We start from the raw sequence: 12,885 nt of genomic DNA, 5'->3' as shown, positions 1-12,885 counted from the left end.
CCTCCCCATCCGAGCATAGCCCTTCCATGACGGCAGTCGACATGACCCAAACCGATCCCCTGCCCCCCGCCGCGCCCGAAACGGCAGCCGACGACAAGGAGGCAGGCAATAGCGGGGCCGGCAGCAGCGGGGTGAATTGGTGGCATGAGGTGAAGAGCATCGTGCTGCTTATCCTCGCCGTGCTGGCCTTCCACAGCTTCGTCGCCAAACCCTTCTACATCCCGTCGGAATCGATGATGCCGGTGCTGCTGAAGGGCGACCGGCTGGTGGTCAGCAAATTCCCCTATGGCTGGTCCTATGTCAGCCCCAGCTTCCATCCGCTGCCCTTCCTGAAGGGGCGCATCCTGGGCCATCTGCCCGAGCGTGGCGACATCGTCATCGTCTCGCCCCAGAACCGGCGCGAGGATTATATCAAGCGGGTCATCGGCCTGCCCGGCGACATCGTCGAGGTGCGCGGCGGCCAGGTGATCCTGAACGGCGTGCCGGTGCCGCAAAAGGTGCTCAAGCCCCTGCGCATAGCGGTCGACGGCAACGCCCCCTGCCCGCCGATGCAGTTTCCCGGCGCGCTGGTGACCGACAAGGCGGGCAAGAGCTGGTGCGAGCTGCCGGTGCGACAGGAAGTGCTGCCCAACGGCAAGACCTATGTCACGATCGACATGGGGCCGAGCGCGCTCGACTGGTATGGCCCGGTCCGCGTGCCCGCCGACCATGTCTTCCTGATGGGCGACAATCGCGACAACAGCGCCGACAGCCGCGCGCCGCTGGAGGAAAATGGCCTGGGCGGCCCGGTGCCGTGGGAAGCGATCGGCGGCCGCGCCGAATTCATCACCTTCAGCCTGGACGGCGATTCGAGCTGGAACCCGCTCAGCTGGTTCCATGCCTTCCGTGGCGGCCGCGCCGGGAACAGCCTGCGCCCCCAGAGCGTTACCGAGGCGAAATAGTTCACAGCGATTGATTGGGGGTTCCGGGTTTGAGCGACGCGCAGCAGCATATCGAGCAACCCGGTCCCAGCGAATTGCGCAGCCCGCTGGTCCAGCATGAGATCAAGCGGGCGGGCGTCTGGTTCGCGATGGCGATCGGCATCGCGCTGATCGTGCTGCTGGCCCAGCCGATCATGCTGATCCTGGGCGCGCTGGTCTTTACCACCATGATGGATGGCGGCACCCGCCTCCTGGGCCGTGTGCTGCCGATCGGCCGGGGCTGGCGGCTGACGATCGTCCTGCTCGCCGTCGTCGCCTTCCTCGCCTATACTTTCTACCTCACCGGCTCCAGCCTGGCCGCCCAGGCGCAGGCGATGCGCACCATCGTCGAGGCGCAGGTGGAACGGGTCGGCGGCTGGATGCAGCAGCTTGGCATCACCACCACGCCCGAAGACCTCAAGGGCCTGGCCCAGCAGGCGATGAGTTCCATGGGCAGGGTTACCGCCGCCGTCGGCACCGCCGTCGGCGCGATCACCAGCGGTGTCATGATGCTGGTGCTGGCGATTTTCATCGCGGTCGAACCCAAGCTGTACGAGCGCGGCGTCGCCTGGATGCTGCCGATGGACAAGCGCGCCCATTTCTACACCGTCGCCGACAAGATGGCCTTTACCCTGCGCCGGCTGATGTTCGGCCGGCTGATCGGCATGGCGGTGGAGGGCGTGGGCGTATGGCTGCTGCTGTGGGCGGGCGGCGTGCCGATGGCGGGTCTGCTCGGCATCCTCACCGGCCTGCTCGCCTTCCTGCCCAATATCGGCGCGATCATCTCCGGCGTGCTGATCGTCCTTGTCGGCTTTTCGGGCGGCACCCATACCGGCCTCTATGCCTTTGGCGTCTACATGGCGGTGCAGATCATCGACGGCTATCTGATCGTGCCGATGGTGGCCAAGCGCGCGACCGATCTGGCCCCGGCGCTGGTGCTGGCGGCGCAGATCCTGCTGGGCGCGCTGTTCGGTATCCTCGGCCTGTTCCTGGCCGATCCGATCGTCGCCATGATCAAGGTCTATCTGGAGGAACGGTCCAAGGCTCTGGCAGGGCAGACCATCCTGAAAAGCGACGATAAAAACGGCGATTGACGAATGCGTCCCGGAACGTAACGATTGCTCCTGCGCTTCTATCCTAAAGCGAAAGGAGAGAATGGCATGACCGTGGCAATGGAGCAGCAGAAGAAGCTGCATTTCGAACTGACCAATGTCGGCATGCGGGCCCAGGCAACCGCCGCCGGCATGGTCCAGCTCTGCCGGGAACTGCATCGGGCCGGCATCCTCGACAATGACGCGCTGGAACGGATCAAGTCGGCGATCGCCGACGATATCGACATTGGCGCGCCGCGTTCGGTGTCCTGCGTCGAATATCGGCGCGACGTGAAGGCGCGACTCGACCGCCTGTTCACCGGCGAGGAAAAGATTGGCAGCGCCGAAGGCCTGGCCTTCCCGCCATCGGCCCCCGGCGATCAGGCCAGCCTCTGAGCATTTGTCCGGACTGCGCCTCTGGCGCAGCCGCACCGGCCCACACCCCCCACCCGACCACCCAGATATGGTACCCTGATGGGCGGTCGGGTGGGGGTGTGGGCCGGTACCGTATCAAAAATGCGCCCTTTCGCGCATTTTTCAGACAGACTCTGACCAGCAAAGAAAAAGGACCCGGAAACCGGGCCCTTCTCTACTCTCGGATCGATCGGATCAGTTGCCCGGCACGCCCTGCGGAACGGCGCCCTGCGGCATGCCACCCTGCATCTGCTGCATCCGCTGCTGCATCTGCATGATTTCCGCGCGCGACTTGAAGTCGTGCAGCTGGACATCGAACACCAGCACCGAATTGGCCGGGATCGGGCCGGCGGCCTGTTCGCCATAGCCAAGCTGCGGCGGGATCCACAGGCGATACTTGCCGCCCTTCTTCATCTTCTGCAGGCCTTCGGAGAAGCCCGGCACCACGCCGTCGACCGGCATCGGCGTCTGCGGATTCTCGTCGAACACGGTGCCGTCGAGCAGCGTGCCCTTATAGCCCACCAGCGCAACGTCGGCGGTCGTCGGGCTCGGCCCGCTGCCTTCCTCCAGCACCTGGTACTGCAGGCCCGACTCGGTCGTGACCACGCCCTTGGCATGGGCGTTCTGCGTCAGGAAGGCGGCCGGCGATGCTTCCACGCCCTGCTGCCCTGCCCAGGCCAGACCACCGGCCGCCAGCGCGATCGCGGCGACACCGATCCAGAGTCGCGTCAGCGACCCCTTGGCGATAGGACGAAGGGGGACAGCCGTCGTGGACATGGGCGAACGCCTCGCAATGAAGAACGGGAAATCAGCAAAGAGTCAGGACGACCGCGAACCGGCCGTCCTGATATCGGCAGTCCTTAACGGACGCCGTCGCGCTCGGCGCGCTTGCGCTCCAGCTTGCGGGCGCGGCGGACAGCAGCCGCCTTTTCGCGCGCACGCTTTTCCGAGGGCTTCTCGTAGTGACGACGCAGCTTCATTTCGCGATACACGCCTTCACGCTGCAGCTTCTTCTTGAGCGCGCGGAGGGCCTGGTCGACATTGTTGTCGCGAACGATGATCTGCATAAGTCCGTCAATCTCCAATCGAAAACGGGCGGATCGCCAGGAAAGAAACCCTCCCGACGGGCCGACCGAATATAAAAATCCGTGAGTCGCCACAGGTCACCCTGAGGCATGTGGGGCGCGCCCTACCAGCAGAGTCGCGCAAATTCAACCCCTGCAGGGCTTTCACGCCCTTTCCCTCGACAGAATGCGTCGAGCGGAGGATAGTGGCGCCCATAATATAAAGGAGGATGGCCATGGCAAGTGCCGCCAGACAGCCCGACATGTCGCCTGCCGAATGGGAGGCGCGCCAGCAGCTCGCCGCCTGCTACCGCATCTTCGACCATTTCGGCTGGTCGGAACTGATCTACAATCATATCACCCTGCGCGTGCCCGATGAGGAAAATGCCTTCCTCATCAACCCGTTCGGCCTGCTCTACAGCGAGGTGACGGCGTCCAACCTGGTCAAGATCGATATCGACGGCCATGTGCTGGACGGCAGCCCCTATCCGGTCAATCGCGCCGGCTTCACCCAGCATAGCGTGTTCCACCGCCACCTGGCCGACGCCCATTGCATCATCCACACCCATACCACGGCGGGCATGGCCGTCAGCGCCACGCAGGAAGGGCTGCGGCCGATCAATTTCTACGCCGCCGCCTTTGCCGGGCGGATCGCCTATCATGAATTTGAAGGCGTCACGATCCGGCCGGAGGAAGGGGAAAGGCTGATCGCCAATCTGGGCGCGCGGCGAATCATGATGCTGCGCAACCATGGCACGCTGGTGATGGCCAAGAGCCTGCCCGAAGCCTTCCTGATGCAATGGATGCTCCAGCGCGCCTGCGAGATTCAGGTTGCCGCCTGCGCCGCCGGCACGCCGGTGGAGATCCCCGCCGACGTCATCGCCGTGCATCAGCGCGATCTTGCCGGCGTGCAATTGCCGGTCGGCGTCGGCGTGCCCGATTTCCAGGCGATGGTCCGCCTGATCGACCGCACCGACAGGAGCTGGCGGGACTAGCGCCCTGCCTCCCCCGCCTCTGTCCGCTTGCCGCGGACGGAGGCGGATCAGCCCTTGCCGAATCCGCCGCCGCCCGGCGTCTCGATCACGAAGACGTCGCCCGGAGCCATCTGCGCCGATCCGGTCGCGCCCAGCCTCTCGACCCGGCCATCGCCACGCTCGACCCAGTTGCGCCCCAGCCCGCCGGGTGCGCCGCCGTCGAGGCCAAAGGGCGGCACGCTGCGTCGGTTGGCCAGGATGCCGGCGGTCATATCCTCCAGGAAGCGGATGCGGCGCAGCGCGCCATTGCCGCCATGATGCGCGCCCGCGCCGCCCGATCCGGCCCGAATCGAAAATTCCTCCAGCAGCACCGGGAATCGGCTTTCCAATATTTCGGGGTCGGTAAGGCGGCTGTTGGTCATGTGGGTCTGCACCACATCGGCGCCGTCGAAATCTGGCCCGGCGCCCGATCCGCCCGAGATCGTCTCATAATATTGGTGGCGCGCATTGCCGAAGGTGAAATTGTTCATCGTCCCCTGCGCGCCCGCCATCACGCCCAGCGCGCCGAACAAAGCGTCGGTGACGACCTGGCTGGTCTCGACATTGCCGGCGACCACTGCCGCGGGATAAAGCGGCCGCAGCAGCGATCCCTCCGGCACCACCAGAGTCATGGGCTTGAGGCAGCCGTCATTCATCGGCACGGCCTCGTCCACCAGCGTCCGCACGACATAGAGCAGGGCCGCGCGCGCGACCGACAAAGGCGCGTTGAAATTGCCCGGCAGCTGGTCCGACGTGCCGGTGAAATCCACCGTCGCGCCGCGCGCCGCCCGGTCGATCGTCACATTGACGACCACCTCCGCACCATTGTCCATCGCATAACGATAGTGCCCGTCGGGCAGGCGATCGATCAGCCGGCGCACCGCCGCCTCGGCCTGATCCTGCACATGGCCCATATAGGCGGCCACGACATCGGCGCCATAATCGCCGCTGATCCGCTGCAGTTCGGCCGCGCCCTTGGCGCAGGCGGCGATCTGGGCGGACAGGTCGGCGATATTCTGGTCGACATTGCGCGAGGGCCAGCGGCCCGACCCCAGCAGGGCGCGCAGATCACCCTCCAGGAAGCGGCCCTGATCCACCACCAGCACATTATCGAGGACGATGCCCTCTTCCTCGATGCTGCGACTGTCGGGCGGCATGGAGCCGGGCGAGATGCCGCCAATATCGGCATGATGGCCACGCGCCGCGACATAGAAGGCGGGCGCGTGCGCCGCCCCGTCGACGAACACCGGCATCACCACCGTCACGTCGGGCAGGTGGGTGCCGCCATCATAGGGCGCGTTGAGCGCATAGACGTCGCCCGGCAGCATGCCGCGCCCGTCGATCGCCCGGCCATCGGCGCCGATCCCGCGCCGGCGCATGACCGCGCGGATGCTTTCCCCCATGCTGCCGAGGTGAACCGGCATGTGCGGCGCATTGGCGACCAGATTGCCCGCCGCGTCGAACAGGGCGCAGGAGAAATCCAGCCGCTCGCGAATATTGACCGAGGAGGCGCTGTGCTGGAGCGCGGCGCCCATTTCCTCGGCGATCGCCATGAACAGGCCGCCCATCACCTCCAGCCGGACCGGATCGACGGCGGTGCCGTCATCGGCCGCGGGCGCCGGGCGCGGCGCATGACGGGTCAGCACCAGATTGCCGATCGCATCGAGCCGCGCGCGCCAGCCCGGCTCGACCACCGTGGTCGACACCGGGTCGCTGATCAGTGCCGGGCCATCGACGATGCTGTCCAGCGTCAGTCCCGCCCGGTCAAACACCGGTGCCTGCGCGCCCGCCAGCATCACCTGCGCCAGCGGCACGGCCTTCTGGGTCGCGATGGTCGCCACCTTGCCCATATCCTCGGCGGTCGGCGCGATCGCCTCGACCCGCACCATGTCGACCAATATGGTGCCGGTGCCGCCATAGCCGAAACGCGCCTGATATTGCGCCTCGAAATCGGCCAGCATCGCCGCCCGATCGCCCAGCATCACGTCGAACAGGCTGTCGGTGCCATCATAGCGCAGCCGCAGCACCGTCTCGCTCCGCTCCGCCTCCGGCAGGTCGGCGCGCGCCTGCTCCGCCAGCTCGGCGATCGCCGCCGTCAGCGCGTCGGCGCCCGCATCGTCCAGCGGCAGTGCCAGCGTCCGCTCGCGCACCGCGCGCCGGTCGGCCAGGCCCATGCCATAGGCGGACAGGACGCCGCCCAGCGGATGGATCATCACCCGGTCCATACCCAATGCGTCGGCGACCAGACAGGCATGCTGCCCGCCCGCCCCGCCGAAACTCGCCAGCGTATAGCGCGCCACATCATGGCCGCGCGCGACCGAGATGCGCTTGATCGCATTGGCCATGCTGGCGACGGCGACGGCGATGAAGCCCTGCGCCGCCTCCTGCGCGGTCATCACCCGGCCGGTCTGCGCCTCCACCTGCGCACAAATGTCAGCAAAGCGCGCCTCGACCGCGTCCCGGTCAAGCGGCTGGTCGCCCTTGGGGCCGAACAGGCTGGGGAAGAAATCGGGCTGCACCTTGCCCAGCATGACATTGCAATCGGTGATGGTCAGCGGCCCGCCGCGCCGGTAGCAGGCCGGCCCCGGCACCGCGCCGGCCGATTCCGGGCCGACGCGAAAACGCCCGTCGACCACCGAACAGATGGAGCCGCCGCCCGCCGCGATGGTGTGGATGCGCATCATCGGCGCGCGCAGCCGCACGCCCGCCACCCGCGCCTCATTGTCGCGTTCATAGCTGCCGGCATAATGGGACACGTCGGTCGACGTGCCGCCCATGTCGAAACCGATCACCTCGCCAAAGCCCGCCTGCTCGGCGGTGCGGGCCAGGCCGACGATGCCGCCGGCCGGGCCGGACAATACCGCATCCTTGCCGCGGAACAGGTCGCCCCGCGTCAGCCCGCCGTTGGACTGCATGAACAGCATGTCGGCGTCCTCGCCCAGCGCCGCGCCCAGCCCGTCGACATAGGCGCGCAGCACCGGCGAGAGATAGGCGTCGGCCAGCACCGTATCGCCCCGCCCGACCAGCTTGATGAGCGGCGCGACCTCATGACTGACCGAAATCTGGGTAAAGCCGATCTGTCGGGCGATCCGCGCCAGCGCCTGCTCATGGGCGGGATAGCGATAGCCGTGCATCAGCACGATCGCGACCGCGCGCAGCCCGGCATCATAGCCGCGCTGCAACGCCGCCTGCGCCGCCACCTCGTCCAGCGGCGTCAGGATAGTGCCATCCTGCATCAGCCGCTCGTCCATCTCCACGACATCGGCATGAAGCGGCGGCGGCAGGTCGATCCGCCGCGCAAACAGGTCCGGCCGGTCCTGATAGCCGATGCGGATGGCATCGCGGAATCCCTTGGTGATCGCCAGCAATACCGGCTCGCCCTTGCGCTCCAGCAGCGCATTGGTGGCGATGGTCGTGCCGATCCGCAGCGTGCAGGGCGGGATCGGCCCGTCGCCCGCACCGGTCAGCCGCCGGATCGCCTCGACCGCCGCGTCGGCATAGCGCTCGGGGTCGCTCGACAGCAGCTTGGCGGTGTGAAGAACCCCTTGCGGGTCGCGTGCCACCACGTCGGTAAAGGTGCCACCGCGGTCGATCCAGAATTGCCATTGCATGCCCCGCCTGATGGCCGCGCCACAGGCGGTTGGCAAGCCGCTTGGCTCAATGGCCGGTCAGCGGCTCGATCGCCCCGGTCGCCAGCAGCGCGGCGTAACGCTGGTCGAAGTCCGCCGCGATCTGCGCCAGCGTCACCTGTCCCAGCCGGGCGATCAGCATCGCCTCTGCCTCCTGCATCGCGGCCGCCATGGAAGCATTGACCGCCTGTTCGACCAGGCATTGCGGATCGGGATCGGCAGGCCCGATCGAAAAGATGCGCGGCTCGCCAACCGCGCGATAAATGTCGAGGATGCGGATCGCATCGAGCGGCCGGGCCAGGGTCCAGCCACCGCCATGCCCCTTTTCCGAGCGCACATAGCCCGCGTCGCGCAGGCCCGCCATGGTCCGCCGCACCACCACCGGATTGGTGCGCAGCATCTGCGCCGCCAGCTCCGACGTCATCGGGCCGTCCAGCCGATCCATGTGGATCAGGATATGCAGCATTCTCGACAGGCGCGCATCCAGCTGCATCGCAGGCGTCTCCTTTCCCGCCCGCCTATCACGCAACATCATTTGTTGCAAATGCGCGAGGCGCGATTATGTAACTTATCAAGTATCGTGATTCGACGCAGCCATTGAAAGGAAGACCCATGCATGACGTGATCGTGATCGGCGGCAGCTTTGCCGGCCAGTCGGCGGCGATGCAGCTCGCCCGCGCGCGGCAGGATGTGCTGCTGATCGATGCCGGCCTGCCGCGGAACCGCTTTGCCGACGCTGCCCATGGTTTCCTGGGTCAGGATGGCCGCACACCCCGCGCCATCATCCGCGATGCCGCGCGCCAGTTGCTGGCCTATCCCACCGCCCGGATGCTGGCCGGCGAAGTGCGCCATGCCACGCAGGCCAGCGACGGCTTCGCCCTGACCCTGGCCAGTGGCGAAACCCGACTGGCCCGGCGACTGATATTGGCGACCGGCGTGAGCGACGAGCTGCCGCCGATCCCCGGCATGGCCGAACGCTGGGGCGAGACGGTGCTGCACTGTCCCTATTGCCATGGCTATGAAGTGCGCGACCATCCTCTGGGCATCATCGCCAACCACCCGATGTCCGCGCATCAGGCCGCGCTGATCCCCGACTGGGGGCCATCCACCTATTTCACCCAGGGCCAATATGAGCCGGACGATGCCGACCGCGCCCGGCTGGAAGCGCGCGGCGTCGCGATCGAGCGGGTGCCCGTCGTCGCGCTGATCGGCGACGCGCCCGCGCTGAGCGCCGTGCAACTGGCCGACGGCCGGACGATCGAAGTATCGGCCCTCTTCACCGCCCCGAGAACCCGGCTCAGCAGCGATGTCGCGGTCCAGCTCGGCTGCGCGCTGGAGGATGGCCCGACCGGCCCCTTCATCAGCATCGACAATTGGGGCCTGACCTCGGTGCCCGGCGTCTATGCCGCCGGCGACGCCACCTCCCCCATGCACAATGCGACCTTTGCATCCGCATCCGGGGTCAAGGCCGGGGTCGGCGCGCACCAGTCGCTGGTCTTCGCCTGACGGGCGGGGACGGAGGGGCCTGGACGGCGGCGCGCTATTTCCAGAAGCCCGCCAGCTTGCGCACCGATGCCTCGGCAGCTTCGCGATCGGGCGTCTCGGTGGCGTCGCCATAGCCGAACCAGTCGTCCTCCCCGACCTCCTGCACCACGATGCCGTCGCGCCGGGCCAGCATCGCCAGCTTGTCATGATAGACGCCATAGGTGGCGCCGGCCTGCGGGATCAGCCAGGCGATCTGGCCGCGCACCGGCACGATGCTCTCGTCCCGCCACAAAGCCCGCGCGCCATAGCCGGTGCAGTTGATGACCGTCTTCTGCTTCAGCCGCGTCACGTCCTGGGGTTCGTGCAATTCCATCGGCACGATCCGGCCGCCGCCGATCAGGAAATCATTGGTCAGCTGATGGGCAAGGTCGGCGACATTGAAGGTCAGCGAACTGCTGCGCCGGGCCCGCTCGGTGCGGAAGGGATGGGTGCCCGGCGCCAGCTCGACCGATCGCGGCATGATGTCATGCAGCCGGTCTTCCAGACGGATGAAGCGATCGGGCCGCTCCGGCGTCACCCTCTCGACGGCGGGCGCCACGGCCGGACTGTCCGACAGCATGTAACGGTCGGTCCATTCCACCGGATCGCCCGGCAGGCCGAGCAGCCCCTGATAGAAAGCGAAGGATCGCCGCGCCATCGCCTCCCAGCGATCGCCAAAGCCGGCATCGACGCCGCCCTCCATCGCGATCCGTGAATCGGGCGACCAGGTGCCGGTCGCCCGCGCCGATCTTACGTCGGGGAACTGCTCCCTGGCATAGATCGTCACCTTCGCCCCGGCGCGCTGGGCGGTGAGCGCAGTGGTGAGGCCGATCGCGCCGGCACCGATCACGGCAATATCCGTCATCCCCTCCGCCAGCGCCATGCCGACCGCGATCTCGGCCGATCCCCAGGACAGCGACCAGCCGCTGCCGCCATGGCCATAATGATGGACGACCCGCTTGCGCCCCACCTCTTCCACCGCGATGCGCGGCCCGGCGGCGCGGAAGGGCCGCAGGCAGACGGTGATGCGGAAGATGCGATCGGGCGTCGCGCGGATCGGCTCCAGCCCGGCCAGCGGATCGAACAGGCTGGCCGCTTCGGCCCCCGCCGCCAGCGACAGGGCGCCCAGCCCGCTCAGGCCCCGCGCCAGAAAATCGCGTCTGTCCATCATCCCGCCCCCTATCTGCCGACCGGTTCAACGAAGTGCCCGGACATAACCGCAACGACCCGTCGCATGACAGACACAATCGGGTTGCCCCACCGTTGTTAATTGCCCATTAAGACCAGATGAATGCGCTCCGCCCCGAACGATCCATCGTCGTTCTGCTGCTCGCGCTTGCCACCGTCATCGTTGCGGTGAGCGGCACCATCTGGCTCTATCGCAGCCAGCAAGCCGAGATCGGCTGGGTCAACCACACGCTGCGCGTCGAGAACCGCCTGTCGGTGATCCTGTCGCGGGTGCAGGCCGCCGAAAGCGCCCAGCGCGGCTATATGCTGACCCGGCAGGATCCCTTCCTGGGGCCGTTCGACACGTTCAAGACGGACTGGCCGCGCGAGATCGCGCAATTGCGCGCCGACGTGCAGGACAATGCGGATCAGGCTGCAGCCGTCGATGCGCTGGGGCGGATGCTCGACCAGCGACTGACCCTGCTGGAGGGCGGCATCGAACTGCGCCGGCGCGGCCTGCCGGTCGATCCCAACGCCTTCGCCCCCGGCCTGATGGCGATGGCGACGATTCACACCCATATCGCCGGGATGAAGGCGCGCGAGGAGCAGCTGCTGCGCCTGCGCAGTGCCGAGGCCAACCGCCTGACCACCATGGTGACGGCCAGCCTGGCGGTCAGCGGCGCGCTGGTCATCATCCTGGGCCTGCTGGCGCTGCGCAACGCCCGCCGCCGCATGGTGGAGGCGATCGCCGCCAAGCGCGCACTCGCCGACGCCAATGACCGGCTGGTCAGCGAAGCGGAACAGCGCACGGCGATGGAGGCGCAGGTGCGCCAATTGCAGAAGATGGAATCGATCGGCCAGCTCACCGGCGGCATCGCCCATGACTTCAACAATATGCTCGCGGTCGTCATCGGCTCGCTCGACATGGCGCGGCGGCGCCTGCCCGCCGATATCGATCGGCGCATCAGCAACGGCCTCGACAATGCGACCGAGGGCGCGCAGCGCGCAGCGCAACTGACCGCGCGGCTGCTCGCCTTCTCGCGCCAGCAGCCGCTGGCGCCGCAATCGACCGACGTGAACAAGCTGGTCGGCGGCATGTCGGACATGCTGCGCCGGACGATCGGCGAGCGGGTGCGGGTGGAAAGCGTGCTGGCCGGCGGCCTGTGGCGGGCCAGCATCGATCCCGGCCAGCTGGAAGCGGCGATCCTGAACCTGTGCGTCAATGGCCGCGACGCCATGCCCGATGGTGGCCGGCTGACGGTCGAAACCGGCAATGCCTATCTCGACGATGCCTATGCCGCCGCCCATGCGGAGGTGATCCCCGGCCAATATGTGCTGGTGTCGGTCAGCGACAGCGGCACCGGCATGACGCCCGACGTGGTCGAGCGCGCCTTCGACCCCTTCTTCACCACCAAGGGCGTGGGCAAGGGCACGGGCCTGGGCCTCAGCCAGGTGTTCGGCTTCGTCCGCCAGTCGCACGGCCATGTGAAAATCTATTCCGAACCCGGTCAGGGCAGCACGATCAAAATCTATCTGCCGCGCCATTATGGCGTGCCGGTCGCCGATCCGGTGGCGCCCGCCATCGCCCTCGACCTGCCCCGTGCCCAGGGGGACGAGATCATCCTGGTGGTCGAGGATGAGGACCGGGTGCGCCACATGTCGGTCGATTCCCTGCGCGAACTGGGCTACACCATCGTCCAGGCGGCCGATGGCGAACAGGCGCTGGCCATGCTGGCAATCGAACCGCGGGTCGACCTGCTCTTCACCGACATCGTCATGCCCGGCATCAACGGCCGCATCCTGGCCGACCGCGCCCGTGCCGACCGGCCGGAACTGCGCGTCCTCTACACCACCGGCTATACCCGCAACGCCATCGTCCATAACGGCATGCTCGATCCCGGCGTCGCCTTCCTGGCCAAGCCCTTCACCATGGACCAGCTCGCCGGCAAGGTGCGCCAGGTGCTGGACGAGGAGCCGGCCTGATCTGGATTATGGACAAGGCGGCATCGGGAACGTAACATGAA

11 protein-coding genes are annotated in these 12,885 nt (G+C 67.2%); 6 read left to right on the top strand and 5 right to left on the bottom strand.

Annotated elements, in window-relative coordinates:
- Positions 1-26: 26 nt before the first annotated feature.
- The 3 genes from lepB to CG471_RS09285 all read left to right on the top strand — a co-directional run bounded on the left by lepB (position 27) and on the right by CG471_RS09285 (position 2,446).
- On the top strand, positions 27-941 hold the full coding sequence (lepB, locus tag CG471_RS09295; protein WP_099231677.1) for a signal peptidase I: 915 nt from the start codon (positions 27-29) through the stop codon (positions 939-941).
- Between the two features lie 29 nt (positions 942-970).
- Complete coding sequence (locus tag CG471_RS09290) at positions 971-2,053, top strand: AI-2E family transporter (RefSeq protein ID WP_099231676.1); 1,083 nt, start codon at positions 971-973, stop codon at positions 2,051-2,053.
- A gap of 66 nt (positions 2,054-2,119) precedes the next feature.
- Positions 2,120-2,446, top strand: coding sequence for a hypothetical protein (locus CG471_RS09285; protein WP_004208616.1), 327 nt, complete (start codon positions 2,120-2,122; stop codon positions 2,444-2,446).
- Positions 2,447-2,659: 213 nt separating this feature from the next.
- Here the strand turns inward: CG471_RS09285 and CG471_RS09280 are convergent, their stop codons facing one another.
- Positions 2,660-3,241, bottom strand: coding sequence for an FKBP-type peptidyl-prolyl cis-trans isomerase (locus CG471_RS09280; RefSeq protein WP_004208617.1), 582 nt, complete (start codon positions 3,239-3,241; stop codon positions 2,660-2,662).
- Positions 3,242-3,324: 83 nt separating this feature from the next.
- The gene (rpsU, locus tag CG471_RS09275) at positions 3,325-3,531 is read right to left on the bottom strand and encodes a 30S ribosomal protein S21 (protein WP_004208618.1); all 207 of its coding nucleotides are present in this window, start codon (positions 3,529-3,531) and stop codon (positions 3,325-3,327) included.
- Positions 3,532-3,764: 233 nt separating this feature from the next.
- Here rpsU and CG471_RS09270 point away from each other — a divergent pair, with 233 nt between their 5' ends.
- Positions 3,765-4,523: a class II aldolase/adducin family protein gene (locus tag CG471_RS09270; protein WP_099231713.1), complete on the top strand. Its 759-nt coding sequence runs from the start codon at positions 3,765-3,767 to the stop codon at positions 4,521-4,523.
- A gap of 47 nt (positions 4,524-4,570) precedes the next feature.
- Here CG471_RS09270 and CG471_RS09265 read toward each other — a convergent pair whose 3' ends face one another.
- Together CG471_RS09265 and CG471_RS09260 are read right to left on the bottom strand one after the other, a co-directional pair.
- On the bottom strand, positions 4,571-8,152 hold the full coding sequence (locus tag CG471_RS09265) for a hydantoinase B/oxoprolinase family protein (RefSeq protein WP_099231675.1): 3,582 nt from the start codon (positions 8,150-8,152) through the stop codon (positions 4,571-4,573).
- 46 nt (positions 8,153-8,198) lie between these two features.
- Positions 8,199-8,663, bottom strand: a complete 465-nt coding sequence (locus CG471_RS09260) for an Rrf2 family transcriptional regulator (protein WP_097384593.1) — start codon at positions 8,661-8,663, stop codon at positions 8,199-8,201.
- A 119-nt stretch (positions 8,664-8,782) separates the two neighbouring features.
- Between CG471_RS09260 and CG471_RS09255 the strand changes: the two genes are divergently transcribed.
- On the top strand, positions 8,783-9,676 hold the full coding sequence (locus tag CG471_RS09255) for an NAD(P)/FAD-dependent oxidoreductase (protein ID WP_099231674.1): 894 nt from the start codon (positions 8,783-8,785) through the stop codon (positions 9,674-9,676).
- A gap of 34 nt (positions 9,677-9,710) precedes the next feature.
- Here CG471_RS09255 and CG471_RS09250 read toward each other — a convergent pair whose 3' ends face one another.
- Positions 9,711-10,865, bottom strand: coding sequence for an FAD-binding oxidoreductase (locus CG471_RS09250; protein ID WP_099231673.1), 1,155 nt, complete (start codon positions 10,863-10,865; stop codon positions 9,711-9,713).
- Between the two features lie 116 nt (positions 10,866-10,981).
- Between CG471_RS09250 and CG471_RS09245 the strand changes: the two genes are divergently transcribed.
- Positions 10,982-12,844 carry a CHASE3 domain-containing protein gene (locus CG471_RS09245; RefSeq protein ID WP_099231672.1) on the top strand — a complete coding sequence of 621 codons (1,863 nt, stop codon included), beginning with the start codon at positions 10,982-10,984 and terminating at the stop codon, positions 12,842-12,844.
- Positions 12,845-12,885: the final 41 nt, after the last annotated feature.

It is taken from the genome of Sphingobium sp. IP1 (assembly GCF_002708645.1).
Lineage (GTDB): Bacteria > Pseudomonadota > Alphaproteobacteria > Sphingomonadales > Sphingomonadaceae > Sphingobium > Sphingobium yanoikuyae.
Note: the sequence above shows the minus strand (reverse complement) of the source record. Positions and strands in the feature narration are given on the sequence as shown.